Source organism: Novosphingobium olei (assembly GCF_012927405.1).
GTDB lineage: Bacteria > Pseudomonadota > Alphaproteobacteria > Sphingomonadales > Sphingomonadaceae > Novosphingobium > Novosphingobium olei.
The window spans coordinates 368,045-393,515 of sequence record NZ_JABBGM010000001.1; the positions used below are offsets into that span (position 1 = coordinate 368,045).

The 25,471-nt window shown below is 66.6% G+C and carries 26 protein-coding genes; 24 read left to right on the forward strand and 2 right to left on the reverse strand.

Annotation, left to right across the window (positions count from 1 at the left end):
* Nucleotides 1–19 precede the first annotated feature (19 nt).
* Together HHL27_RS01675 and HHL27_RS01680 are read left to right on the forward strand one after the other, a co-directional pair.
* A complete protein-coding gene (locus HHL27_RS01675; RefSeq protein ID WP_169491627.1) occupies nucleotides 20–769 on the forward strand; it encodes a phosphatidylserine decarboxylase in 750 nt (249 codons plus the stop codon).
* Nucleotides 766–1,581 carry a CDP-alcohol phosphatidyltransferase family protein gene (locus HHL27_RS01680; RefSeq protein WP_169491628.1) on the forward strand — a complete coding sequence of 272 codons (816 nt, stop codon included), beginning with the start codon at nucleotides 766–768 and terminating at the stop codon, nucleotides 1,579–1,581. The genes HHL27_RS01675 and HHL27_RS01680 overlap by 4 nt, the downstream gene beginning before the upstream one ends.
* Here HHL27_RS01680 and HHL27_RS01685 read toward each other — a convergent pair.
* Nucleotides 1,538–1,813 carry a hypothetical protein gene (locus HHL27_RS01685; RefSeq protein WP_169491629.1) on the reverse strand — a complete coding sequence of 92 codons (276 nt, stop codon included), beginning with the start codon at nucleotides 1,811–1,813 and terminating at the stop codon, nucleotides 1,538–1,540. The genes HHL27_RS01680 and HHL27_RS01685 overlap by 44 nt on opposite strands.
* 521 nt (nucleotides 1,814–2,334) lie before the next feature.
* Here HHL27_RS01685 and rpsB point away from each other — a divergent pair.
* From rpsB to HHL27_RS01780, 19 genes are all read left to right on the forward strand, one after another.
* Nucleotides 2,335–3,090, forward strand: a complete 756-nt coding sequence (gene rpsB, locus HHL27_RS01690; protein ID WP_169491630.1) for a 30S ribosomal protein S2 — start codon at nucleotides 2,335–2,337, stop codon at nucleotides 3,088–3,090.
* 123 nt (nucleotides 3,091–3,213) lie between these two features.
* Complete coding sequence (gene tsf, locus HHL27_RS01695) at nucleotides 3,214–4,140, forward strand: translation elongation factor Ts (RefSeq protein ID WP_169491631.1); 927 nt, start codon at nucleotides 3,214–3,216, stop codon at nucleotides 4,138–4,140.
* A gap of 204 nt (nucleotides 4,141–4,344) precedes the next feature.
* On the forward strand, nucleotides 4,345–5,067 hold the full coding sequence (gene pyrH, locus HHL27_RS01700; RefSeq protein WP_169491632.1) for a UMP kinase: 723 nt from the start codon (nucleotides 4,345–4,347) through the stop codon (nucleotides 5,065–5,067).
* Nucleotides 5,068–5,070: 3 nt separating this feature from the next.
* Entirely contained in the window at nucleotides 5,071–5,628 is a 558-nt protein-coding gene (gene frr, locus HHL27_RS01705) for a ribosome recycling factor (protein ID WP_169491633.1), read from the forward strand.
* 80 nt (nucleotides 5,629–5,708) lie between these two features.
* Entirely contained in the window at nucleotides 5,709–6,353 is a 645-nt protein-coding gene (uppS, locus tag HHL27_RS01710) for a polyprenyl diphosphate synthase (protein ID WP_169492076.1), read from the forward strand.
* Nucleotides 6,340–7,077, forward strand: a complete 738-nt coding sequence (locus HHL27_RS01715; protein ID WP_240959245.1) for a phosphatidate cytidylyltransferase — start codon at nucleotides 6,340–6,342, stop codon at nucleotides 7,075–7,077. The genes uppS and HHL27_RS01715 overlap by 14 nt, the downstream gene beginning before the upstream one ends.
* On the forward strand, nucleotides 7,074–8,237 hold the full coding sequence (gene dxr, locus HHL27_RS01720; protein WP_169491635.1) for a 1-deoxy-D-xylulose-5-phosphate reductoisomerase: 1,164 nt from the start codon (nucleotides 7,074–7,076) through the stop codon (nucleotides 8,235–8,237). The genes HHL27_RS01715 and dxr overlap by 4 nt, the downstream gene beginning before the upstream one ends.
* Nucleotides 8,234–9,358: an RIP metalloprotease RseP gene (gene rseP, locus HHL27_RS01725; RefSeq protein ID WP_240959246.1), complete on the forward strand. Its 1,125-nt coding sequence runs from the start codon at nucleotides 8,234–8,236 to the stop codon at nucleotides 9,356–9,358. Before dxr ends, rseP begins: the two co-directional genes overlap by 4 nt.
* Nucleotides 9,359–9,576: 218 nt before the next feature.
* Nucleotides 9,577–12,276, forward strand: a complete 2,700-nt coding sequence (gene bamA, locus HHL27_RS01730) for an outer membrane protein assembly factor BamA (RefSeq protein WP_240959247.1) — start codon at nucleotides 9,577–9,579, stop codon at nucleotides 12,274–12,276.
* Nucleotides 12,276–12,965: an OmpH family outer membrane protein gene (locus tag HHL27_RS01735; RefSeq protein ID WP_169491636.1), complete on the forward strand. Its 690-nt coding sequence runs from the start codon at nucleotides 12,276–12,278 to the stop codon at nucleotides 12,963–12,965. Before bamA ends, HHL27_RS01735 begins: the two co-directional genes overlap by 1 nt.
* A gap of 18 nt (nucleotides 12,966–12,983) precedes the next feature.
* The gene (gene fabZ, locus HHL27_RS01740) at nucleotides 12,984–13,457 is read left to right on the forward strand and encodes a 3-hydroxyacyl-ACP dehydratase FabZ (RefSeq protein ID WP_169491637.1); all 474 of its coding nucleotides are present in this window, start codon (nucleotides 12,984–12,986) and stop codon (nucleotides 13,455–13,457) included.
* A gap of 73 nt (nucleotides 13,458–13,530) precedes the next feature.
* Nucleotides 13,531–13,944 carry a ketosteroid isomerase-related protein gene (locus HHL27_RS01745; RefSeq protein ID WP_169491638.1) on the forward strand — a complete coding sequence of 138 codons (414 nt, stop codon included), beginning with the start codon at nucleotides 13,531–13,533 and terminating at the stop codon, nucleotides 13,942–13,944.
* Nucleotides 13,941–14,537, forward strand: a complete 597-nt coding sequence (locus HHL27_RS01750; protein ID WP_169491639.1) for a GNAT family N-acetyltransferase — start codon at nucleotides 13,941–13,943, stop codon at nucleotides 14,535–14,537. Before HHL27_RS01745 ends, HHL27_RS01750 begins: the two co-directional genes overlap by 4 nt.
* Nucleotides 14,538–14,547: 10 nt before the next feature.
* Nucleotides 14,548–15,468 carry a carbon-nitrogen hydrolase family protein gene (locus tag HHL27_RS01755; RefSeq protein ID WP_169491640.1) on the forward strand — a complete coding sequence of 307 codons (921 nt, stop codon included), beginning with the start codon at nucleotides 14,548–14,550 and terminating at the stop codon, nucleotides 15,466–15,468.
* Complete coding sequence (locus tag HHL27_RS01760) at nucleotides 15,465–16,412, forward strand: bile acid:sodium symporter (RefSeq protein ID WP_169491641.1); 948 nt, start codon at nucleotides 15,465–15,467, stop codon at nucleotides 16,410–16,412. Before HHL27_RS01755 ends, HHL27_RS01760 begins: the two co-directional genes overlap by 4 nt.
* 60 nt (nucleotides 16,413–16,472) lie before the next feature.
* Entirely contained in the window at nucleotides 16,473–17,600 is a 1,128-nt protein-coding gene (locus HHL27_RS01765) for a glycerophosphodiester phosphodiesterase family protein (RefSeq protein ID WP_169491642.1), read from the forward strand.
* A 62-nt stretch (nucleotides 17,601–17,662) separates the two neighbouring features.
* A complete protein-coding gene (locus HHL27_RS01770; RefSeq protein WP_169491643.1) occupies nucleotides 17,663–19,861 on the forward strand; it encodes a dehydrogenase E1 component subunit alpha/beta in 2,199 nt (732 codons plus the stop codon).
* Nucleotides 19,854–20,903 (forward strand): ACP S-malonyltransferase, encoded by a 1,050-nt coding sequence (locus HHL27_RS01775; protein WP_169491644.1) that lies wholly within the window; start codon nucleotides 19,854–19,856, stop codon nucleotides 20,901–20,903. The genes HHL27_RS01770 and HHL27_RS01775 overlap by 8 nt, the downstream gene beginning before the upstream one ends.
* A gap of 16 nt (nucleotides 20,904–20,919) precedes the next feature.
* The gene (locus tag HHL27_RS01780; RefSeq protein WP_169491645.1) at nucleotides 20,920–21,384 is read left to right on the forward strand and encodes a low molecular weight protein-tyrosine-phosphatase; all 465 of its coding nucleotides are present in this window, start codon (nucleotides 20,920–20,922) and stop codon (nucleotides 21,382–21,384) included.
* On the opposite strand, the gene HHL27_RS01785 is transcribed toward HHL27_RS01780, so the two are convergent.
* Nucleotides 21,371–22,246 carry a LysR family transcriptional regulator gene (locus tag HHL27_RS01785; RefSeq protein ID WP_169491646.1) on the reverse strand — a complete coding sequence of 292 codons (876 nt, stop codon included), beginning with the start codon at nucleotides 22,244–22,246 and terminating at the stop codon, nucleotides 21,371–21,373. The two genes, HHL27_RS01780 and HHL27_RS01785, sit on opposite strands and share 14 nt — an antisense overlap.
* Before the next feature lie 94 nt (nucleotides 22,247–22,340).
* On the opposite strand from HHL27_RS01785, the gene HHL27_RS01790 reads away from it, so the two are divergent.
* From HHL27_RS01790 to HHL27_RS01800, 3 genes are read left to right on the forward strand one after another with little or no spacing between them, the layout of a single operon-like run.
* A complete protein-coding gene (locus tag HHL27_RS01790; protein ID WP_169491647.1) occupies nucleotides 22,341–23,507 on the forward strand; it encodes an isovaleryl-CoA dehydrogenase in 1,167 nt (388 codons plus the stop codon).
* Entirely contained in the window at nucleotides 23,504–23,794 is a 291-nt protein-coding gene (locus HHL27_RS01795) for a YciI family protein (protein ID WP_169491648.1), read from the forward strand. The genes HHL27_RS01790 and HHL27_RS01795 overlap by 4 nt, the downstream gene beginning before the upstream one ends.
* Nucleotides 23,795–23,821: 27 nt before the next feature.
* Entirely contained in the window at nucleotides 23,822–25,468 is a 1,647-nt protein-coding gene (locus tag HHL27_RS01800; RefSeq protein ID WP_169491649.1) for a carboxyl transferase domain-containing protein, read from the forward strand.
* Nucleotides 25,469–25,471: the final 3 nt, after the last annotated feature.

Sequence of the window (25,471 nt, forward strand, 5' to 3'; positions counted from 1 at the left end):
CTGCGCCTAGATGAAGGCAATGCCCGGAGACATTCTAGACAACCGGGGCCGCGGCAGCGCAGGCTGGAGCTGGCCCTCGATCCATCCCGAAGGGCGCAAGTTCGCTCTGATCGCCGCGGCGGTTTGCGCGGTTTGTGCGTTCATGGCGTGGGAAACGCTGGCTTGGCCAATCGGTGGCCTGGTGCTGGGCATCCTTGCCTTCTTCCGCGACCCGGTTCGCGTCACCCCGCGCGACGACAGCCTGATCACCTCGCCTGCCGACGGCCTCATCACCCTGATCCAGAAGGTGCCGCCGCCTCGCGAGCTGTCCGCCGACGACGGCAGCGGAATTGCCGGCATGAGCGAAACGCCGGTGACGCGCGTGTCTATCTTCATGTCAGTGTTCGACGTGCACATCAATCGCACGCCGATCGGCGGCACCATTCGCCGCGTGGTCTATATCCCGGGCAAGTTCCTCAACGCCGATCTCGACAAGGCGAGCGAGGAAAACGAGCGCCAGCACTTCCTCGTCGAGCGTGGTGACGGCGTGAAAATCGGCTTCACGCAGATTGCGGGCCTGGTTGCCCGGCGCATCGTGCCGTTCGTCAAGGCAGGAGATATCGTCGCTGCCGGCCAGCGTGTCGGCCTCATCCGGTTCGGCAGCCGCGTTGACGTCTATCTTCCCGAAGGTACCGAGCCGCAGGTCCTGATGGGCCAGAAGGTCGTTGCCGGGGAAACCGTGCTCGCGCGGATCGGACAGGCGCCGGTGATCGAGGGCGTCAGCCAGTGAGTCCTTCGCCGGGAGGCGGTCCGTTCGATTCCGATGACTTTGGTCGGCAGCGCCTGCCGCGCGGGCTAACACTGCGCGCGCTGGTGCCCAATGCGATCACGTCGGCCGCACTTTGCTGTGGCCTGACGGGTATCCGTTTCGCCATCGGCGGCGATTTTCGCAGCGCGGTTCTGGCAGTGATCGTGGCCGGTGTTCTTGACGGGATCGACGGTCGCGTTGCCCGGCTGATGAAAGCGCAGTCTCGCTTCGGCGCCGAGCTCGACAGTTTGTCCGACGCGATTTCATTCGGCGTCGCGCCGGCGCTGATCCTCTATCTGTGGTCCTTGCAGGAAGTTCCGCGCTTCGGCTGGTTCGCCGCGCTTGCGCTGGCGGTATGTTGCGCGCTGCGCCTTGCCCGCTTCAACGCCCGCATCGATATGGCGGAGCAGCCGCACAAGAGCGCCGGTTTCCTCACCGGCGTGCCGGCACCGGTCGGGGCCGGGCTATCGTTCCTGCCGCTCTATTTGTGGATTGCCAGCGGGCGCGAGGAATTCCGCGAGCCGATCGCCGTGGCGATCTGGGCCGCGCTGATCGCGTTCATGATGATTTCGAACATGGCGACGCTGGGCTGGGGGGCGATGCGCCCGCGCCGGTCCATCCGGCTTGAAGTAATCGCGCTGTTCGGTCTGGTGATCGCCGCGCTGCTGACCGAGCCCTGGCTCACACTTTCGGCGATCTGCGTCGTCTACCTCGCGCTTGTTCCCATTGGTGTGGTCCGTTACGCGCGGGTCAGGCGGCAGCGCGCTGCGTCTGCGGCGCACCCGGCGTCGTAGAGCGGCGAACGGCGCGCTGCGGGGCGCGACGCAGGCGGGCGAACGAGAGGGGCGAGGCCGGACGGCTTTCACCCGTCATGTGCACCAGGAACACGCGGTCCTGTTCAAGCGAGCGCACGTCACCCAGCAGGCGCGAAAGGGCACCCTTCTGGTTGCGGACGGTGGCGATCATCGACACGACCGCTGCAACACCGGCACCTGCGATCACGAGCGAAGCGAGAACTGCGAGCATTTCCGTCGGCCTTTCAAACCCGTTGCAAACCGGTCCGTCGCGAAAGCTTGACAACGGGTGGATTGCCTGTGGATAACTCCGGCTCTGGCGCGGTGTTCCCGTTCCATTCGCCGATGCTTCGTTTGTTCTCTTTTTGTTCTCGCCCGTCAAGCCAAATCCGCGACCAACGGTGGCCGATTTGCGACTTCCTCAGAAACTGGCGGAATTCCAACACTTTGCCGACAGGGCGCAGAACAGTGCGCTGCAGCGCTTGGCGGCTCGCAACCCCAGACTTCGCCACCCGGCTGTCGAATCGGAATGGGCACGACCCGCGAATCAGGATGGCGTTCGCTTTTCGGTGGATTCAGTGCGCACCTTGCGCTAAGCGCCGCCGCGCCTGACGGGGATTCGGCAGCAAGCCCGCTCCTTGTCCGCGATGTCAGGCAAATCCACACGGGAAACACACATACCGGTGCCGTGCCCGCGGGTTCCTCCGCAGCAGGTTCCAGTTTCCCGGAGGCAGAACCGGAAAGGAAAGACCTATGGCGGCTCCCGTCGTCACCATGAATCAGCTCGTCGAGGCCGGCGCCCACTTCGGCCACCAGACCCACCGCTGGAACCCGCGCATGAAGCCGTACATCTTCGGCGCGCGCAACGGCATCCACATCCTCGACCTTTCGCAGACCGTGCCGCTGATGGCGCGCGCGCTCGAATTCATCCAGGCGACCGTCCAGGCCGGTGGCAAGGTCCTGTTCGTCGGCACCAAGCGCCAGGCGCAGGAGCCGATCGCCCAGGCCGCGCGCGCTGCGGGCCAGCACTACGTCAACCACCGCTGGCTGGGCGGCATGCTCACCAACTGGAAGACCATCTCGGGCTCGATCAAGCGCTTCAAGGCGCTGGAAGAGCAGCTTTCGGGCGACACCACCGGCCTCACCAAGAAGGAAGTGCTCCAGCTCACCCGCGAGCGTGACAAGTTCGAGCTGTCGCTCGGCGGCATCCGCGACATGGGCGGCATTCCCGACGTGATGTTCGTGATCGACGCCAACAAGGAAGAGCTGGCGATCAAGGAAGCCAACGTCCTTGGCATCCCGGTCGTCGCCATCCTCGACTCGAACGTCTCGCCCGATGGCATCGCGTTCCCGATCCCGGCGAACGACGACGCCAGCCGCGCGATCCGTCTGTACTGCGAAGCCGTTGCCGCTGCTGCCACCAAGGGCGGCCGCGACGCGATGATCGCTTCGGGTGCGGACCTCGGCGCGATGGACGAGCCGGCGGCCGAAGAGGCTGTCGAAGCCTGATTGCCGGATCTCGCATGACGGCGCTCCATGGGGAGCGCCGTCATCGAACTGACCCGGACACGATCTACGGGCCGCGGCACCTGCTGCGGCCTCACCCGTTTTCAAGAACAAAGGACCACTGCGATGGCTTACACCGCCGCTGACGTGAAGAACCTGCGCGAGCGCACCGGCGCCGGCATGATGGATTGCAAGAAGGCGCTCGACGAAGCCGCCGGCGATTTCGAAGCCGCAGTCGACGCGCTGCGCGCCAAGGGCCTTGCCGCCGCCGCCAAGAAGTCGAGCCGCACGGCCGCTGAAGGCCTGGTCGGCGTCGCCGTTTCGGGCACCAAGGGTGTCGCGGTCGAGGTCAACTCGGAAACCGACTTCGTCGCCAAGAACGACCAGTTCCAGGACTTCGTCCGCAAGGCCACCGAAGTTGCGCTGTCGACCGGCGCCACCGAAGTCGAAGCGCTCAAGGCCGCTGCCTACCCCGACGGCGGCACCGTGGCCGACAAGCTGACCAACAACGTCGCCACCATCGGCGAAAACCAGCAGCTGCGCCGCATCAAGCACGTTTCGGTCACCAACGGCGTGGTCGTGCCCTACATGCACAACGCGGCCGCGACCAACCTCGGCAAGATCGGCGTGCTCGTCGCGCTCGAATCGGAAGCCGGCGCCGACGTGCTCGAGCCGCTGGGCAAGCAGATCGCCATGCACATCGCCGCGGCCTTCCCCCTGGCGCTGAACGCTGACGACCTCGATCCCGAACTGATCGCCCGCGAGCGCAAGATCGCGTCCGAGAAGGCGGCCGAGAGCGGCAAGCCGGCCGAAGTCCAGGCCAAGATGGTCGACGGTGCCGTCGCCAAGTACGCCAAGGAAAACGCGCTGCTCAGCCAGCTGTTCGTGATGGACAACAAGACCCCGATCTCGCAGGTCGTCGAGCAGGCTGGCAAGGCTGCCGGCACCAAGATCGCGCTGGTCGATTACGTCCGCTTCCAGCTCGGCGAAGGCATCGAGAAGGAAGAGAGCGACTTCGCTGCCGAAGTGGCTGCTGCCGCCGGCATCAAGTAAGCGCATAGGCTTCAGGAAGTCCCCGCGCGGGCGGTCCGGGTCGATCCGGGCTTGCTGGCGCGGGGATTTTCGTGTCCGCGACACCGCGTCCGTCACGGCGATCCCGCATCCGCGCAAAAGCTGTGCGCTCGCCCTTGGCACGCGGCCCCTTGGGGGTATAAGGGCGCCCGAGCGCGCCCCTTCAGTTAGCATCGGTCCTTTCCCATGAACCTCCCCAAGTTCAAGCGCATCCTGCTCAAGCTCTCGGGCGAGGTGCTGATGGGCAACCAGCAGTTCGGCATCGACACCGATTTCGTCGCCGCGCTGGCGGGCGAGGTGAAGGCGGCACGTGACAGCGGGCTCGAAATCTGCCTGGTGATCGGCGGGGGCAACATCTTCCGTGGCATGGCGGGTGCCGCCAAGGGCATGGACCGCGCCCAGGCCGATTACATGGGCATGCTGGCCACCGTGATGAACGCGCTCGCGATGCAGAGCGCGCTGGAGCAGCTGGGCGTGCCCACCCGCGTGCAGTCGGCGATCGAGATGGACAAGGTCTGCGAGCCGGTGATCCGCCGCCGCGCCGAACGCCATCTCGAAAAGGGCCGCATCGTGATTTTCGCCGCTGGCGTCGGCGCACCCTATTTCACCACCGATTCCGGCGCTGCGCTGCGCGCCGCCGAAATGAAGTGCGACGCGCTGCTCAAGGGCACCAGCGTTGATGGCGTGTACAATGCCGATCCCAAGAAGGACCCGGCGGCCAAGCGTTATGACACGGTCGACTACGACACCGTGCTGGCCGACAACCTGCAGGTGATGGACGCCAGCGCGGTTGCGCTGTGCCGCGACAACCGCATTCCCATCGTGGTGTTCTCGATCCGCGAACAGGGCAATCTCGCCCGCGTTCTGGCTGGTGAGGGCACCCAGACCATCGTTCAGAAGGAAGCCTGATTCATGGCGAAGTACGACAAGGCCGATCTCGAGCGCCGCATGAAGGGCGCCGTTGAAGCGCTGAAGCACGATCTTACCGGTCTGCGCACCGGCCGCGCCAATACCGCGCTGCTCGATCCGATCACCGTCGAAGTCTATGGCTCGCGCATGCCGCTGAACCAGCTTGCCACCGTTTCCGCGCCCGAACCGCGGCTGCTGTCGGTGCAGGTGTGGGACAAGTCGAACATTGGCCCGGTGGAAAAGGCGATCCGTTCGGCAGGACTCGGCCTCAACCCGATCAACGATGGCAACAACCTGCGCCTGCCGATCCCGGACCTGACCGAGGAGCGCCGCAAGGAACTGGCCAAGCTCGCCAGCCAGTATGCGGAAAAGGCGCGCGTCGCGATCCGCAACGTCCGCCGCGATGGCATGGACGCGCTCAAGACCGACGAGAACAAGAAGGAAATCTCGGAAGACGACCGCAAGCGCGCGGAAACCGAGCTGCAGAAGCTGACCGACGAGCAGATCAAGGCAGCGGACGAAGCTGCGGCCGAGAAGGAAAAGGAAATCCTCGGCAAGTGAGCCTGAAGCCGGCCCAGACCGAGCGGACGCCGGGCATCTGCGGGCCGGCGACGCACGGCGCGCGCCACGTCGCGATCATCATGGACGGCAACGGCCGCTGGGCGAAGAGGCGGCACATGCCGCGCGCCTTCGGTCACCAGCGCGGGGTGGAGGCGGTGCGCCGCACCGTTCGTGCCGCGCGCGAGATGGGGCTGGAGGCGCTGACGCTCTACGCCTTCTCGACCGAGAACTGGCGCCGTCCCGAAGACGAGATCGGCGCGCTGATGGGGCTGCTCAAGCGCTTCATCGTCGATGACCTCGACGAATTCGCCGCCAACAACGTGCGCCTGAAGATCATCGGCGACCATTCGGCTTTCGCGCCCGACGTGGTCGAGCTGATCGACAAGGCCGTGGCGCGCACGGCCGGCAACGATGGCACCACGCTCGCCATCGCGCTCAATTATGGCGCGCAGGACGAGATCGCGCGCGCGGCATCCAAGGCGGCGGGCAAGGGCGCGGTGACGGTCGAGACGATCTCTGCCGAGCTCGACACCGCGGACATGCCGCCGCTCGACCTGCTCATCCGCACCTCGGGCGAAGTGCGGCTGTCGAACTTCCTGCTGTGGCAGGCGGCCTATGCCGAGATGTGTTTCCTCGACGTGCTGTGGCCCGATTTCACGCCTGATCACCTGGCCGATGCGCTGGCCCAGTTCGCGCAGCGGGAGCGTCGCTTTGGCGGACGCTGAAACGGTGGTCGCGCCGGCGGCGAAGAAGAACGCCGACCTGCCAGTGCGCATCGCGTCGGCGGTGGTCATGCTGGCGATCGCCGGGGTGGCCCTGTGGCGCGGCGGCCTGGTGCTCGATGGATTCCTCGCCGTGGCCGGGCTCGTCGTGTTCGGAGAATACGTCCGCCTTGCCTCGCGAATTGCGCCGGATCCCGCCCGCATGTCGGCGGCGGTGCTGACCGGCGCGCTCTACATCGGTTGGGCGGCCTTTGCCTTGATCGTGATGCCGACCCCGCTGCTGATCGGCATCATGGGCCTGGTCATCTGCACCGATACCGGCGCCTATTTCACTGGCCGCGCGCTCGGGGGGCCGAAGATCGCGCCCAGGATCAGCCCATCGAAGACTTGGGCCGGCCTTGCCGGCGGCATGGCGGCGGCGGGCATCTGGACCGCGCTTGCGGTCTTGTTCGGCGGCTATCTCATCTCCGCCATCGGACCGACCGGGCCAAGCCTTGGTGAAGCGCTGCGCATCACCAACGTCGGCTTTGCCGCGCTTGCCGGTGCGGCCCTTGCCGTTGTCGCGCAGGCCGGCGATTTCTACGAAAGCTGGCTCAAGCGCCGGGCAGGCGTGAAGGATTCCTCGCGCCTGATCCCCGGGCACGGCGGGCTGTTCGATAGGGTGGACGGCCTTTTGCCGGTGGCGATCGTCGTCGGCACGCTCTGGGCTCTGGGGGCGGGATCATGAGCGGGCCCCGCACGATCTCGGTGCTGGGCGCGACCGGCTCGATCGGCGCATCGACGCTCGATCTGGTACGGCGCAATCGTGATGCGTGGGATGTCGTCGCGCTGACCGCGAACTGCCAGGCGAAGGAACTGGCCGCACTCGCCCGCGAATTCGGTGCGGCGGTGGCCGTGGTGGCCGACGAGAGCTGCCTTGGCGACTTGCGCGAAGCGCTGGCGGGCAGCGGCATCGAGGCGGCGGGCGGCGCCGGTGCGTTGGTCGAGGCTGCGTCGCGCGGCGCGGACGTGACCGTTGCCGCGATTGTCGGTTGCGCGGGGCTCGCCCCGACGATGGCCGCCATAGAGCAGGGCCGCACCGTGGCGCTGGCCAACAAGGAAGCCCTGGTCTCCGCTGGTGAGGTGATGACCGCCGCCGTGGCACGGTCGGGAGCAACGCTGCTGCCGGTCGATTCCGAACACAACGCGATCTTCCAGTGCCTGGTCGGCAACGCCATCGAGGACGTGCGCTGGATCACCCTGACTGCCAGCGGCGGGCCGTTCCGCGACTGGAGCCTCGAACGGCTGCACGGCGCCACTCCGGCCGAGGCGGTCAAGCATCCCAACTGGTCGATGGGCGCCAAGATCAGCGTCGATTCGGCCACGATGATGAACAAGGGCCTTGAATTCATCGAGGCGTTCCACCTCTTCCCGGTGGGAGTGGAGCGGTTGCGGATCATCGTCCATCCGCAGTCGATCGTGCATTCGATGGTGGAATACCGCGATGGTTCGACGCTGGCGCAACTCGGGCCATCGGACATGCGCGTGCCCATCGCCTCGGCGCTTGCCTGGCCCAGGCGCATGGACACGCCCTGTGCCCCGCTCGACCTCGCCGCGATCGGCGAACTGACCTTCCGCGCGCCCGACGAGGTGCGCTTCCCGGCAACGCGGCTGGCGCGCGAGGCTGCGGTCGCGGGTGGTGCTGCGGCGGCTGTGCTCAACGCCGCGAACGAAGTTGCTGTCGCAGCTTTCCTTGATCGTCAGATCGCGTTCACCCGAATCGTGCAATGTGCTGAAGACGTGCTTTCGCGCGGCCTTCCGCCTGCGCCCGCTTCGCTTGACGAAGTGGTCGCGATCGATCGGGAAGCCAGGATCAGGGCGCGCGAGACGATGGAGCCTGTTCGTTGACCCCGGAACTGCATTCCCCCGGCCTGCTGATCACCCTTCTCGCCTTCGTGCTCGTGCTCGGGCCGCTGGTCTTCATCCACGAGCTCGGCCACTACCTTGCCGGGCGGCTGTTCGGGATCAAGGCCGACAGCTTCTCGATCGGCTTCGGTCGCGAACTGTTCGGCTGGACCGACAAGCGCGGCACCCGCTGGAAGCTGTCGGCGCTGCCGCTGGGCGGATACGTCCAGTTCGCGGGTGACATGAACGCGGCGGGCAAAAGCGACCCCGCCTGGCTTTCGCTGCCGGCAGAGGAGCGCAACCGCACCTTCCAGGCCAAGCCCCTGTGGCAGCGCGCGCTGGTCGTGCTGGCGGGGCCCGTGACCAACCTGCTGCTTGCGGTGCTGATTCTGGCGGGCTTCAATCTCGCCTATGGCAAGGTCGTGGTGCCGCCGGTGATCGGTGCGGTGCAGGCAGGCTCGGTGGCCGACAAGGCCGGAATCAAGGTCGGCGATCGTATCGTTTCGTTGCGCGGGGGCAGCGTCGACAGCTTCCTCGACGTGCGCCTCGAGGTTTCGCAGCACCCTGGCGAGCCGCTCGACGTGGTCGTCGATCGCGGTGGCACGCGCATCGCGCTGCCGATGGAAGCGGCCTCGAAGGTGCTGCGCGACCGCTTCGGCAACGAACAGAAGATCGGCTTCCTCGGCATCGGTCCCGCCAGCATCGAACGCGTGCCCGTCGGACCCGTCGGCGCGACGGTGGCGGCGCTTGGCCAGACGCGCGATATCATCGGCATGATGGTGACCGGGATCGGCCAGATCCTGACCGGCAAGCGCGAGGTCAAGGAGCTTGGCGGACCGATCAAGATCGCCAAGTATTCGGGCGAGCAACTGGCCTCAGGCTGGGAGGCGTTCGTGTTCTTCATCGCGATGATCTCCATTAACTTGGGGTTCATCAACCTCTTGCCAATTCCGGTGCTCGATGGTGGCCATCTCGCGCTCTACGCGGCCGAGGCTGTCCGCCGCCGACCGGTGAGCCAGCGCGGGCAGGAATGGGCCTTCCGCACCGGACTCGCGCTGGTGCTGGGGCTCATGCTCTTCGTCACGCTGAACGACGTGGCGTCGCTGAGCATCTTCGGAGGGTAACTCGATTTCGCGCGTTGAAGGCCGTTGCAGATCGGCGCTTTGCGGCGAGACGGAATTTTTCACAATATTGCGGGGCTAAACGCGCTGCGATGGGCTTGCTTGCTTGATTGGCGGGGCTGCATCGGGCACAGGGCTGCGATTGCCGAACGGCGGGCTGGGTAGCAGGGGCCAGCTCTCGCGCGGTGCGGCTGCACAGATATACGGGATGGCGCTTGGTGATGACTGGAATTGACATGGCCCGGGCGAACCCCGCCGTGAAGCGTGTTTCCTCCCTGGCCGTGGCCCTGCTGGCGACGACCGCGCTGGTCGCCATGCCGGAAGCTGCCCTGGCAGCCCCGAAGCAGAAGACGGGCAAGGCGGTTCCGATCGCGACCGAGGCGCCGGCCGCTCCGGCCAAGGCGGCGCCCGCCGTCGATCCTTCTGCACCGATCCAGGCCGTGCGCTCGATCAAGATCGAAGGCGCCCAGCGGCTCGAGCCGGACACCATCCTGTCCTACATCCGCCTTCGCGTGGGCGACACCTACAGCCAGTCTGCCGGTGACCAGGTGCTCAAGGACCTGTACGCCACCGAGCTGTTCGCCGATGTCTCGCTCACCAACGATAACGGCGCGATCACGATCACGGTGAAGGAAAATCCGGTGGTCAACCGGATCATCCTGGAAGGCAACAAGCGCTTGAAGGAGGAAAAGATCCTCCCCGAAATCAAGCTGACCGCGCGCCAGATCTTCACCCGGTCGAAGGTCCGCGCCGACGTTGCCCGCATCATCGAGCTCTACAAGCGCCAGGGTCGCTTCGCCGCCTCGGTCGAGCCGAAGATGGTGATGCTCGACCAGAACCGCGTCGACATCGTGTTCGAGATCACCGAAGGGCCCAAGTCCAAGGTCCGCCAGATCAACATCATCGGCAACGACACCTTCTCCGACAGCGAGCTGCGCAGCGAGATGGTGACCAAGCAGGCGCGCGCCTTCCGCCTGTTCTCCAGCGGCACCAGCTACGATCCCGATCGCCTGGCCTTCGACCAGCAGAAGCTGCGCCAGTTCTACCTGACCAAGGGCTATGCCGACTTCCGCGTCGTTTCGGCCGTGGCAGAGCTGACGCCGGACAAGCGCGACTTCATCATCACCTACGTGGTCGAGGAAGGAAAGCGCTACAAGTTCGGCGATGTGAAGGTGGAAAGCCAGCTGCGCGATTTCGACGGCGCCGCGCTCGCCAAGCGCCTGTCGCTGCACAAGGGCGATTGGTACAACGCCAAGCTGGTCGAAGACACCGTCGACAGCCTGACCGAGACTGCCGGTACCTTCGGCTATGCCTTCGCCGATGTGCGTCCGGACTTCGACCGCAACAAGGATGACCTGACGATGTCGGTCACCTTCCGCATCGCCGATGCGCCGCGCGTCTACGTCGAACGCGTCGACGTCAACGGCAACACGCTGACGCAGGACAAGGTCATCCGTCGCGAATTCCGCCTGGCCGAAGGCGATGCGTTCAACTCGTTCCAGATCAAGCGCTCGTCGAACCGCATCAAGTCGCTCGGCTATTTCCAGGAAAAGTTCGAGGTCGAACAGAAGCCGGGCTCGGCGGCCGACCGCATCATCCTTGAAGCCAACGTCGAGGAAAAGCCCACCGGGCAGCTGCAGCTTTCGGCCGGCTTCTCGAGCCTTGAAAGCTTCATCTTCCAGGCCTCGATCCAGCAGAACAACTTCCGCGGCCGTGGCCAGACGGTGGGTGCCAGCGTCGACTATTCGCGCTACTCGCGCTCGATCCAGCTCAGCTTCACCGAACCGTACCTGTTCGATCGCAACGTCTCGTTCGGCATGGACGTGTACCGGCGCGACTACAACAGCTTCAACTATTACAACTCGAGCCGGAATACGACCTACAAGCAGGCGACGACCGGCTTCCAGGCCCGCATCGGCGTCGCGCTGACCGAATACATGTCGCTGGTCGGCCGCTACACGCTGAACTTCGACAACGTCACGCTCGACAAGACGCTCTACTACACGGACGGCGCATGCGACCCGTTCAAGGGCGGCTTCTATCTGTGCGATGCGATCGGCAAGCGCACCAGCTCGATCCTCGGCGCCTCGGTGATCTACGATTCGCTCGACAATCGCCAGCGTCCCACGCGCGGCAGCTCGATCGTGGTCGGCACCGACTTTGCGGGGCTGGGCGGTTCGGTGAAGTATGCCCGCATCACCGCCAACGCGGCCAAGTACTTCCCGATCGGCAAGGGCTTCGTCTTCTCGCTGCGCGGCGAAGGCGGCGCGATCCAGCCGCTTGCCAAGCGCTATGACGAAAACGGCAATGAAGTCGACGGCATCCGCCTGACCGACCGTTTCTTCCTGGGCCAGCCGCAGCTGCGCGGCTTCGACATCCGCGGTGTCGGTCCGCGCGTGCTGCGCAAGTTCTACACCGGCTTCGATTCCAGCGGAAAGAACGGCACCACCAGCACCGATCGCAACGACTGGCAGGACGATGCCATCGGCGGCCGGTATTACTACCTCGCCCACGCCGAGCTCGAAATCCCGCTGGGTTCGGGCGCGCGTGAACTGGGCCTGCGTCCGTCGATCTTCGTCGATGCCGGTGCGGTGTTCAGCGTGAAGACCCCAACCACCAATCCGCTTGTGCTCGAAATCGCCAACAGCACGACTGGCGACACCAAGTACGTCGCGGTCACCCCCGATCCGAACAACGCGGCGAACTGGATCAACTACACCGTGCCCTCGGGCTACACGGTGTCGCGCAAGTTCACCGAAAGCTTCGTCGGCAATTCCGCCAAGCCGCGCGTTTCGGTCGGTGTCGGCGTGAACTGGAACTCGCCGTTCGGTCCGTTCCGCATCGACTTCGCCAAGGTTCTTTCCAAGGTCGACGGCGACGACCCGCAGGCCTTTACTTTCAACGTGGGAACACAGTTCTGATGAAACTCCGCATTGCTTCGGCCCTGATCGCGGGCCTTCTCGTTTCGGCAGCTCCGGCCGCTATGGCCCAGGCCACTCCGGGCGGCACCACCGTCGCCGGCATCGCCGTGGCCAACCCGCCTGCCGTCGTCGCGGCCTCGAACGCGTACAAGACCGCGCAGAGCCAGCGTCCGGTGACCTACAAGGCCCAGATCGACCAGGCCAACACCCGCAAGGCCCAGATCGAAGCGCAGCTCAAGCCGCTCATCGCCAAGCTCGAGGCGGATTCGAAGGTCGCCACCCCGAACCGCGCCGCGCTGCAGCAGCAGTACGAGCAGATCCAGCAGATCCAGCAGGCCGGCGAACAGGAAATCCAGCAGATCCTCGCACCGCTCAACCTGTCGCAGCAGTACGTGCTCGAACAGATCGGCGACAAGCTGGACGATGCGACCCAGGCGGCGATGACCAAGAAGAAGGTCACCATCGTCTATGACTCGCAGGGCATCATCAAGGCCGACCAGGTCTACAACCTCAACCAGGACATCCTGAACGAGCTCAACACCCTGCTGCCGTCGGCGCAGTTGGTGCCGCCCGCCGGCTGGCTGCCGCGCGCCCAGCGCGAACAGCAGGCGCAGCAGCAGGCTGCTGCCGGTGCCGCCGCTCCGGCTGCCGCGCCCGCCACCAACACCAAGAAGCCGTCCGGCCGCTAAGTCGGAGCGCACCGGGGAATGACCGAAGAAACCGTCGAGAGCGCGCCCGCGCCGCTTTCCTACGACATCAAGGGCGTGATGGCAGCGCTTCCGCATCGCTATCCGCTGCTGCTGGTCGATCGCGTCGCCGAACTGATCGTGGGGGAGCGAATCCACGCGATCAAGGCGGTGTCGATGAACGAACAGTTCTTCCAGGGTCATTTCCCCGGTCGCCCGATCATGCCGGGCGTCTTGCAGATCGAGGCGCTGGCCCAAGCCGCCGGCGTCCTCGCGGTCGAGACGCTGGGCCTCGCCGGCTCGGGCAAGCTCGTTTACTTCATGGCGATCGAGGAAGCGAAGTTCCGCACGCCGGTGGAGCCTGGCTGCCTGCTCGATCTCCACGTCGAATTCACCCAGAAGCGTGCGCGCGTCTGCAAGTTCGCCGGGCGCGCCATGCTCGGCGACAAGATCGCGACCGAGTGCAGCTTCACCGCGATGATCGCCGACAGCTAAGAATTAGGGCGCGCTGCCCCACTGGCAGCGCTTCGCCCCAGCGGCTAAGGGCGCTCTCGAAGGAGATCCGCCCATGGCCCGCGCCCAGACGATCGAGCTGCTGACCCGCTACTACGCCGCGTTCAACGCGCGCGACTGGCAGGGCATGCTCGACTGCCTTGCCGATGACGTCGCGCACGACATCAACCAGGGCAAGCGCGTCGTCGGCAAGGCGGCCTTTGGCGAATTCCTCGCCCACATGGAACGCTGCTATGCCGAGCAGCTGTCCGACATCGTGCTGATGGCCAACGACGACGGCACCCGCGCCGCCGCCGAATTCGTCGTCCACGGCGAATATTTGGCGACCGACGAGGGCCTGCCCGAAGCCAATGGACAGACCTACGTGCTTCCCGCCGGCGCCTTCCTCGCGATCGAGCAGGGCCGGATCACGCGGCTGACGATGTACTACAACCTTGCCGACTGGGAAGCGCAGGTCATCGGCGCATGACCATCGCGGTTCGGCCGCTGACCGGCGCCGAGGTGCACGCCGCGCTGGGCGATCTTGCCGCCCTGCGCATCGCGGTCTTCGCCGCCTATCCCTACCTCTACGATGGCGACGAAGCCTACGAGCGCGCTTACCTTGCCGAATATGCCGCTTCGGAGGATGCCGTGCTGGTCGTGGCGTTCGACGGCCCGCGCATCGTCGGCGCCGCCACCGCTGCACCGATGCGCCACCAGAAGGCGGAGTTCCGCGCTCCCTTCGAACAGCGCGGGATCGACACGGCCCGCCTGTTCTACTTCGGCGAAAGCGTGCTTCTGCCCGAATATCGCGGTGCTGGCATCGGCCACGCGTTCTTCGATGCGCGCGAGGCGCAGGCCCGCGCCTGCGGGGCTGAGGCGGCCTGCTTCGCCGCCGTGATCCGCCCGACGGACCACCCGGCGCGGCCCGCCGGCTATACGCCGCTCGATGCGTTCTGGACGCGGCGCGGCTATGCGCCGATCGACGGCCTCGTCACCCATCTCGCCTGGAAGGAACATGGCGAGGCGCAGGAAGGCGACAAGCCCATGCAGTACTGGCTGCGCCACTGGGGGCCCAAATGAGTCTGGCCGCATGAGCGCGTTCGGCTGGCAGGTGGCTGCCGCGCAATATCCGATCGACCGGCTGGCGGACTGGGCCGCCTACGCCGAAAAGCTCGAACGCTGGGTCGCCTTGGCGGTCGAGGGCGGCGCGGACCTGCTGGTCTTTCCAGAATACGGCGCGATGGAGCTTGCCTCGCTCGATCCCAAAACGATGGGCGACCTGCAAGGCTCGATCGCGACCGTCTCGGACCTGCTGCCCAGGGCCGACGATCTGCACGCAGAGCTTGCCGCGCGCCATGGCGTGCACATCCTGGCGGCCAGCGCGCCGCGCCGTGGTGCCGACGGCCGGTTCCGCAACGTCGCCCGCCTGTTCGCCCCCAACGGCAAGCGTGGCGAACAGGAAAAGCTGGTGATGACCCGGTTCGAGCGCGAACAGTGGAACATCGCGCCGGGCAGCACCTTGCGCCTGTTCGATACCGCGCTGGGCCGCATCGCCGTGACCATCTGCTATGACAGCGAATTTCCGCTGCTCGCCCGTGGAGCAGTGGAAGCAGGCGCCGAAGTCCTGCTGGTGCCAAGCTGCACCGATTCGTTGCACGGCTACTGGCGCGTTCGGATCGGATCGCAGGCGCGCGCGCTGGAAGGGCAATGCTACGTGGTCCAGTCGCCCACCGTGGGCGAGGCGTCATGGTCTCCGGCGGTCGACGTCAACCGCGGAGCGGCAGGGGTCTATGGCCCGCCCGATGCGGTGCGCGGCGGCGCTTGGGCCATGCCCGAAGATGGTGTGCTGGCGATGGGTGAAGAGGGGGCGGCGGGCTGGGTGCACGCCCGCATCGATCCCGCGCTGGTCGCCGAACTGCGCGCTGATGGCGGCGTGCTCAATGCCCGGCACTGGCGCGAACAGCCCGGCGCCGTTCCTCTCCCTCCGGTCGAAATCGTGAGCCTGCTGTGAAGATCGATCCCTTCATCCTCATCATGCTGGCGACGGTCGCGCTGGCCAGCCTGTTCCCCGCGACCGGCACGGCGGCCGAGATCGTCGATGCCATCGCCACCGCCGCCATCGCGCTGCTGTTCTTTCTCCACGGCGTGCGGCTGAAGCGCGAAACGCTGGTAACGGCGGCGACCGACTGGAAGATCCACCTGCTGATCCTCGCCTGCACGTTCGTGATGTTCCCGCTGCTCGGCATCGCCTTCCACTTCGCGATGCCGGGCTTGCTGCCACCGGCGCTGTGGACCGGTGTGCTGTACCTTTGCGCGCTGCCTTCGACGGTGCAGTCCTCGATCGCCTTCACCTCGATCGCCCGCGGCAATGTCGCGGTGGCGCTCTGCGCGGCGGCGTTCTCGAACCTGTTCGGAGTGATGGTCACCCCGTTCCTGGCGAGCGCGCTGCTCGGCACGCAGGGCGGAATTTCCGCGGGGCAGGTGGTCAAGATCGCCACCGAACTGCTGCTGCCCTTCGTGCTGGGCCACCTTCTGCGCCCCTGGCTGGGCGCCTGGGCCGAACGCAACCGCAAGCTGCTGACCTTCACCGATCGCGGCACGATCGTGCTGGCGGTCTATTCCTCGTTCGCCGCCGCCGTGGCCGAAGGGCTGTGGCACAAGGTTGCGCCGCTGCAGATGCTGGCGGTGCTGGGGCTGTGTCTGCTGCTGCTGGCGCTGGTGCTTGGCCTTACCACGCTGATCGCGCGCCTGCTGGGTTACGGCACCGCGGAAGAGATTGCCGTCGTGTTCGTGGGATCCAAGAAATCGCTGGCGAGCGGCGCGCCGATGGCCAAGATCATCTTCCCGCCTGCAGTAGCCGGCGCCGCCATCCTGCCGGTGATGATCTTTCACCAGGCCCAGCTGATGGCCTGCGCCACGATCGCGCGGCGCTACGCAGCGCGCGATGGCGATTGAACGCTGTCACGGCGTTGTCTTGTCCCCCGCCTAGCCGCAGCGTGAGAGATGGAGGACAGGATGGACGCATCGTTCAGCAGGCGCACGGTTCTTGCAGGCACGGCCGCGCTGGCAATGGCGCCGGCTGTGCGTGGCGGCACGATGCCTAGGCGTCCTGCATCGCCGCTGGTGCTCGGCCATCGCGGCGCGTGCGCGCTGCGGCCCGAACACACACTCGCCTCCTATGAACGCGCCATCGCCGACGGGGCGGATTTCATCGAACCCGATCTCGTGCCGACGAAGGACGGGCACCTCGTTGCCCGGCACGAACCCAACATCGCCGATACCACCGACGTTGCCGACCACCCCGAATTCGCCGATCGCCGCGCCACCAGGGTGATCGACGGCCAGAAGCAGGACGGCTGGTTCACCACCGATTTCACCCTGGCCGAACTCCAGACACTGCGCGCGCGCGAACGGCTCGGTGCTGTGCGCCCGATCAGCCAAGGCTTCGACGGCCAGTTCCCGGTGCCCACGTTGGATCAGATCGTCGGCTTCCTCCAGGCTTCGAACGCGCGCACGGGGCGGACGGTGGGCCTGATCCCCGAGATCAAGCATTCGACCTGGTTCGCCTCATTGGGCTTCGACATGGAGGCGCTGTTCCTTGCGGCGGTGCGCCGTCACGGCCTGCTGCACCGCGTGCCGCTGATCGTCCAGTCGTTCGAAGTTTCCAACCTGAAGCGGTTGCGCAAGGCGCTGCGGCCGATGGCCAATGTTCAGCTGATGCAGCTGTTCGACGATGATGGCGCAAGTCCCGCCGATGCCTTGGCGCAAGGGCAAGCATTGACGTATCGCGAGATGGCAACGCCCGCCGGCCTTTCCGCCATCGCAGGCTATGCCGATTGGGCGGCACCCGCATGGTCGCGGATCGTGCCGCTTGCGACCGATGGCACCAGCGCGCCCGTCACCAGCTTTATCGCCGATGCGCACAAGGCGGGCCTGCTCGCGGGCTGCTACACCTTCCGTCCGGAGAACCGCTTCCTGCCCAAGGACTTGCGCAACGGGCCGGAAAACGCCCGCAACGATGCGGGCTGCCTCGCGCTGATCGACCGCGTGATTGCGGCGGGGATCGACGGCTTCTTCACCGACGATCCGGCGCTTGGCAGGCAGGCGGTTTTGCGGCGCAAGGGCATGCACGCGCGGGGGTGACGCGGTGATCCTGCTGGGCTAGGCCATTGCAGCATGATTGCCAATGAAACCGGATTGCGCTGATGGATGCCGCCGAACAGGTTCACCTCAAGTTCCTCGGCGCGCTTGAGGGCGGCACGCTTCGCCGCCGCTCCAACCTTGGCCTTGCCGAGGCCGGCCTGTCGCCCACGCGCGCTCCCGCGCTGCTTCATTCGCAGATGACCAGCCGCCAGCTCGATCGCCTCAGCCGCAAGCTGCAGGCGCGCGGCGAAGGGTTCTACACGATCGGATCCTCCGGCCACGAAGGCAACGCCGTGCTGGCGGAAGCATCGCGTGTCGATGACATCGCCTTCCTCCACTATCGCGATGCCGCCTTCCAGATCCACCGCGCCAGCCGCGTGCCCGGCGAAACCCCGGCGTGGGACATGCTGCTGTCCTTCACCGCCAGCGCCGAAGATCCGATCTCGGGCGGTCGGCACAAGGTGCTGGGATCAAAGCGGCTGATGATCCCGCCGCAGACCAGCACCATCGCCAGCCACTTGCCCAAGGCGGTCGGCGCGGCGTTCTCCATCGGCATCGCCCGCCGCATGGGCTGGACCGATACCGAATTGGCCAGCGACGGTGTGGTGATCTGTTCGTTCGGCGATGCCAGCGCCAACCATTCGACGGCCGTCGGCGCGCTCAACACCGCCGCATGGGCTGCGTTCCAGAACACGCCGATGCCGATCGTGTTCGTCTGCGAAGACAACGGCATCGGCATTTCTACGCGGACTCCGCCCGGCTGGATCGAGGCCAACTGGTCGAACCGCGCAGGGCTTCGCTACATCGCGGCGGACGGTTGCGACCTTGCCGATGCCCACCGCGCCGCGCGCGAGGCGATCGAATTTGCGCGGGCCAAACGCAAACCGGTGTTCCTGCACCTCAAGACCGTGCGGCTCTATGGTCATGCCGGCAACGACATGCAGCTCGCCTATCTCAGCAAGGACCACATCGCCGCCGACGAAGCGCGCGATCCGCTGCTGGCAAGCGCGGCTCTGCTGATCGAGGAAGGCGTGATGACCGCCGCCGAAATCGCGGCCGAATACAACGCCATCGAAGCCTCGCTCGCCTCTGCGGTCGAACAGGCGATCCGCCGTCCCAAGCTGAAAGACGCGGCCGAAGTCATGGCCAGCATAATTCCGCCCAGGCGCGAGGGCGGCGATCGCCCGCTCGCTTCGGCAGAGGCGCGCGCCGCGATCTTCGCCGACGAAGCAAGCGCGATGGCCAAGCCCCAGCACATGGCCAAGCTCATTTCGTGGGGGCTTGCCGACGTGATGCTGCAATACCCCAACGCCATCGTCTGTGGCGAGGACGTGGGGCCCAAGGGCGGCGTCTATGCCTGCACGCAGAAGCTGCACCAGCGCTTCGGTTCGGCCCGCGTGATCAACACGCTGCTCGATGAACAGGCGATCCTCGGCCTCGCCATTGGCGCTGCACACAACAATCTGCTGCCGCTGCCCGAAGTGCAGTTCCTCGCCTATGTCCACAATGCCGAGGACCAGATCCGGGGCGAGGCGGCCACGCTGTCGTTCTTCTCGGATGGTCAGTTCACCAATCCGATGGTGCTGCGCATTGCCGGGCTGCCCTACCAGAAGGGCTTCGGGGGGCACTTCCACAACGACAACAGCCTCGCCGTCTTCCGCGATATTCCGGGCGTGATCCTCGCCGTGCCGTCGAACGGGCGCGATGCCGTGGCGATGCTGCGCGAATGCGTGCGGCTGGCGCACGAGGAACAGCGCGTGGTCGTCTTCGTCGAACCGATCGCGCTCTACATGACGCGCGATCTTCATGCCGAAGGCGATGGCGAGATGACCGGGCTTTACCCCGCCCCCGGCGACCATGTCGTGCGCATCGGCGAACCGGGCATTCATGGCGATGGCACCGACATCGCCATCGTCACCTATGGCAACGGCACGTTCCTTTCGCGCCAGGCGCAGAAGCTGTTGGCGGAACAGGGCGTCGCCGCGCGGGTGATCGACTTGCGCTGGCTCGCGCCGTTGCCGGAGGATGCGCTGCTTGCCGCCACCGCACCTTGCTGCAAGGTGCTGATCGTCGACGAATGCCGCGTCACCGGATCGCAGAGCGAGGCGCTGATGGCGCTGTTCGCCGAACGCCAGCCCGGCAAGCCGACCGCCCGCCTTGCCGCGACCGACAGCTTCATCCCGCTGGCGCGCGCCGCCACCCACACCTTGCCCAGCCGCGACATGATCGTGGCCCGCGCGCTGGAGATGGTCCGTGGCTGAGCGGGAACGCATCGTCGTCGTCTGCCCCGGACGTGGCACCTACAACGCGCCCGAACTCGGCTACCTCGCGCGTCATCACGCCGGCCACCCGCTGCTCGCGCGCTTCGATGCGATCCGCGAACAGGGTGGCAAGCAAGCGCTGACCGCGCTCGATGCCGCGCCCAAGTTCACCGCCGCGCACCTGAAGGGCGATGTCGCCGCGCCGCTGATCCACGCCTGCGCCTACCTCGATTTCCTTGCGCTCGATCGTGATCGGTTCGAAGTGGTCGCCGTCACCGGCAATTCGATGGGCTGGTACACCGCGCTCGCCTGCGCCGGTGCGGTCGATGCCGAAGCCGGTTTCCGCATCGCCGATGCCATGGGCGTCAATTCGCAGGCGCACGACGAAGGCGGGCAGAGCGTGCTGGTCCTCGCCGATGACGATTGGCGCGTTGATCCCTCGCTGGAGGCGCAGGTCGCAGCGCTGATGCAGGCGCACGGCGTGCTGCCCTCGATCCGCCTTGGCGGCATGCTCGTCGTCGCCGGACCGTCCGCCGCGCTCGCCGCATTCGAAGCGGCGCTGCCAGTGCTGTCGCGCCCGCCGATGCGGCTGCCCGGCCACGGCCCGTTCCACACCCCGCTGATGCACCCGAGCGCCGCGGCTGCGCGCGCCTCGCTGCCGCTGGACTGGTTCGGCCAGCCGCAGATCCCCCTGATCGACGGGCGGGGCGCAATCTGGCGCCGCGCCGTGACCGACCCTGCCGCGCTGTGGGACTACACCTTCGGCCACCAGATCCTGCAGCCCTACGACTTCACCACCGCCATCACCGTCGCCCTGCGCGAATTCGCGCCCGACCGGCTCGTTCTGCTCGGCCCCGGCGAAACGCTCGGCGGCGCCATCGGGCAAGTACTCGTACGTAACAAGTGGCTGGACATTTCGTCGCGCAGCAGGTTTTCTGCGCGGCAGGGAGAGGATCCGTTCCTGATCGGCGTTGGCAGGCCAGGCCAGCGAGGAATTGCGATCCCATGCGATACGACAAGCGAGAACTCTGCCACGTCCTGAACCCGGCCGGCCGCTGATGCAGCCGCGGATCCTGTTCGTGTGCCTCGGCAACATCTGCCGTTCCCCGCTCGCAGAAGCAGCACTGCGCGCGCGCGCGGTGGAGGCGGGCATCGCGCTGACCATCGATTCGGCCGGCACCGGGGACTGGCACGTCGGCAATCCGCCCGATCCGCGCGCCCAGGCCGAAGCGCTGCGCCACGGCATCGACATTTCGTCCTACCGCGCGCGCCAGGTGCGCGAGGATGACTTCCGCACCTTCGATTTCGTCTACGCGCTCGATCCGCAAAACCTGCGCGATCTGCAGGCGCTCGCACCACGCCGTCCGCTCGCGCGGGTCGGCCTGCTCATGGACCTGGTCCCCGGCCGCGCGGGCACTGCGGTGATCGATCCGTACTACGGCGACGAACAGGCCTTCGCCGAAACCTGGGAAGACGTGAACGAAGCCGCCGCGCGCATCGTCGCGAACTTTAGCCGCCGCTGACTGCCCGGCGGTCCGCCACGCTGCGGATCGCCTCGACCACCCCGCTGCGCGCCGCGCGGCCATGCTCGCCGGGTTCGAGCACCAGACCCACCGTCCGCGTCAGGCCGAAGCCCGCCAGCGGGCGCAGCGCCACGCCCGGCGCGCCAAGGCTTTGCGGCATCACGGTCAGCCCAAGCCCCGCGCGCACATAGCCCGCCACGCGCTCCTCGCTCATCGATCGCGCGGCCATGAACGGGCGCACGCCGCGCGCGGTGAAGAACTGGCTGACCAGCGGCAGCGCCTCGCAACTGCGGCGCACCAGCATCGGCTCGTCGACCAGCGCATCGGCCGAAACCGTGTCCTCGCCCGCCAGCGGATGCGTTTCGGAAAGCGCCAGCAGGTACGGCTCCTCGGACAGCGCCAGCGCGCGCCGCGCCTCGCTCGCTCCCAGCGGGCCCAGCGTCAGGTCCACCCGCCCGCGATCGAGCAGCGCGGCAAGCTCGCCCGCGCGCCGCTCCACCAGCTCCAGCCGCACGCCCGGCAGCGCGCGGCAGGCGGCGACGATCGCCTCGACGAAACCTGCCGCCAGCGTCGATGCGAGCCCCAGCCGGATCGTGGTGACCGCATGGGTTTCGGCGAGCGCCGCCTGCGCCTCGAGGAACGCCGCCTCGATCCGCCGTGCGGGCTCCACCAGCCGCGCGCCGGCTTCGGTCAGCTCCACCCGCCGGTTGCTGCGCACGAACAGCGGCGCGCCCAGATCGCGCTCCAGCCGCGCGATCCCGGCCGAGACGGTCGGCTGCGAAACGCGGGTCAGGTCGGCCGCGCGGCTGAACGATCCGGTATCGACCACGGCGAGGAAATAGCGGAGCAGAAGGCGGTCCATGATAGCATTCTTCTATGCACTGCATGAAGCTGCGCCAAGTGGTCATTGCCCACCGGTGTGATAGCATCGCGCGCAAACAAGTATGGAGGATGCCTTGCGTGCGACGCCCGATCTCGATTTCGGCCTGACCGAAAGCGCGCTGATGATCCGCGAAGCCGCCAGCCGCTTCGCCGACGAACAGATCGCCCCGCTTGCTGCCGAGATCGACCGCAACGACCGCTTCCCTCGCGAATTGTGGGAACCGATGGGCGCCTTGGGCCTGCACGGCGTGACCGTAGAAGAGGAATGGGGCGGGCTCGGCCTCGGCTATCTCGACCACGTCATCGCGGTGGAGGAAGTCAGCCGCGCCAGTGGCTCGGTGGGCCTCAGCTACGGCGCGCACTCCAACCTCTGCGTCAACCAGATCCGCCGCTGGGGCAATCCGGACCAGAAAGCGAAGTACCTGCCAAAGCTCGTTTCGGGCGAACATGTCGGCAGCCTTGCCATGTCCGAAACGGGTGCCGGGTCTGACGTCGTCTCGATGAAGCTGCGCGCTGACCCGGTCGCGGGCGGTTTCCGCCTCAACGGCACCAAGTTCTGGATCACCAACGGCACCTACGCCGATACGCTGGTGGTCTACGCCAAGACCGCGCCGGAAGCCGGCAGCCGTGGCATCACCGCGTTCCTGATCGAAAAGGACATGCCCGGTTTCTCGATCGGGCAGAAGATCGACAAGATGGGCCTGCGGGGTTCGCCCACTTGCGAACTGGTGTTCGAAGACTGCTTCGTGCCGGAAGAGAACGTCATGGGCCCGCTCCACGGCGGCGTCGGCGTGCTGATGAGTGGCCTCGACTACGAACGCGTCGTCCTCGCCGGCATGCAGATCGGCATCATGCAGGCCTGCCTCGACACGGTCATTCCCTACGTCCGCGAACGCAAGCAGTTCGGCAAGCCGATCGGCGCGTTCCAGCTGATGCAGGCGAAGGTTGCCGACATGTACGTCGCGCTGCAATCGGCGCGCGCCTATGTCTACACCGTGGCCCGCGCCTGCGATGCGGGGCAGACCACGCGCTTCGACGCGGCGGGCGCGATCCTGCTCGCCAGCGAAAGCGCCTTCCGCGTCGCGGGCGAAGCGGTGCAGGCGCTGGGAGGTGCCGGTTACACCAAGGACTGGCCGGTCGAACGCTATCTGCGCGATGCCAAGCTGCTCGATATCGGCGCCGGCACCAACGAAATCCGCCGCATGCTGATCGGGCGCGAACTGATCGGAGCGGGTTCGTGAACGACTACATCCTGCTGATGCACGATGATGGCGGCGCCGAAACCGGCGCGGCTTGGGCAGAGTACTTCTCACGCCTCGGCCAGTCGGGCCGCTTCGACGGTGGCAGCGCGATCGGCGCGGGCCGACGCTACCGCAAGACAGGCGGCAACGCCGAGGCACCTTTGCCGCTGACCGGCTTTATCCGCATTCGCGCGGAAAGCCTTGCCGAGGCCGAGACCTTCCTTGCCGGCAACCCCGTTTACGAAACGGGCGGCACTGTCGAAATCCGGGAGCTGCCGCGTGATTGATCCAGCCTTCGCCTCGGAGCTCCGCCGATGAGCGCGCCCGTCCTTCCTACCAACCTCGACCTCTCGAGCCCACAGGCGCAGGCCCGGATCGCGCACAACCGGGCGCTGGTCGATGACTTGCGCGCCCGCGTCGCGCAGGCCGCGCTCGGCGGCGATGCGCGCAGCCGGGACCGCCACGTCAGCCGTGGCAAGCTGCTGCCGCGCGACCGCGTCGAGCGCCTGCTCGATCCCGGCTCGCCGTTCCTCGAAGTGGGCCAGCTCGCCGCAAACGGCATGTACGGCGACGAGGTGCCCGGCGCGGGCATCATCACCGGCGTCGGGCGCGTCTCGGGCCGGCAGTGCATGATCTTCGCCAATGACGCGACGGTGAAGGGCGGCACCTACTTCCCGATGACGGTGAAGAAGCACCTGCGCGCGCAGGAGATCGCGCAGGAAAACCACCTGCCGTGCATCTACCTTGTCGACAGCGGCGGGGCGAACCTGCCCAATCAGGCCGAAGTATTCCCTGACCGCGACCACTTCGGCCGCTTCTTCTTCAACCAGGCGAACATGAGCGCGCGCGGCATCCCGCAGATCGCCAGCGTGATGGGCAGCTGCACTGCCGGCGGCGCCTATGTCCCGGCGATGAGCGATGAAACCGTGATCGTGAAGGGCCAGGGCACGATCTTCCTCGCCGGCCCCCCGCTGGTGAAGGCGGCAACGGGCGAGGAAATCACCGCCGAAGACCTCGGCGGCGGCGATCTCCATGCACGCAAGTCCGGCGTGGTCGATCACCTTGCCGACAACGACGAACATGCGCTGACGATTGTCAGGGATATTGTGTCCCATCTCCAAAGTCCGTTCGTGTCGAGCGTAGTCGAGACACAGGCGCGCGGCATCTCGACTTCGCTCGATGCGAACGGGAGGAGGGAGCCAAGACTGCCGAAATACGATCCGCAAGACCTTTACGCCATCATCCCCGAAGACGTGCGTGCGCCCTACGACGTGCACGAAGTCATCGCGCGGATCGTCGACGGGTCCGAATTCCACGAATTCAAGGCGCTCTACGGTGCCACGCTGGTCTGCGGCTTCGCCCATATCTGGGGCATGCCGGTGGCGATCCTGGCCAACAACGGCGTGCTGTTTTCGGAAAGCGCGCAGAAGGGCGCGCACTTCATCGAACTCGCCTGCCAGCGCGGCATTCCGCTGCTGTTCCTGCAGAACATTTCCGGCTTCATGGTCGGCGGCAAGTACGAAGCCGAAGGCATCGCCAAGCACGGCGCCAAGCTGGTCACGGCAGTCGCCACGGCGCAGGTGCCCAAGATAACCGTGCTGATCGGTGGCAGCTTCGGCGCGGGCAACTACGGCATGTGCGGCCGCGCCTATTCCCCGCGCTTCCTGTTCACTTGGCCCAATGCGCGGATCAGCGTGATGGGCGGCGAACAGGCCGCCAGCGTGCTCGCCACCGTCCACCGCGATGCGGACAAGTGGACGCCGGAGGAAGCCGAAGCCTTCAAGGCCCCGATCCGCCAGAAGTACGAAGACGAAGGCAACCCCTACTACGCCACGGCGCGGGGCTGGGACGACGGCGTGATCGACCCCGCCCAGACCCGCGACGTCGTCGGCCTCGCCCTCGAAGCCTGCCTCCAGGCCCCCATTCCGGAGGCACCCCGCTTCGGGGTGTTCCGGATGTGAGGG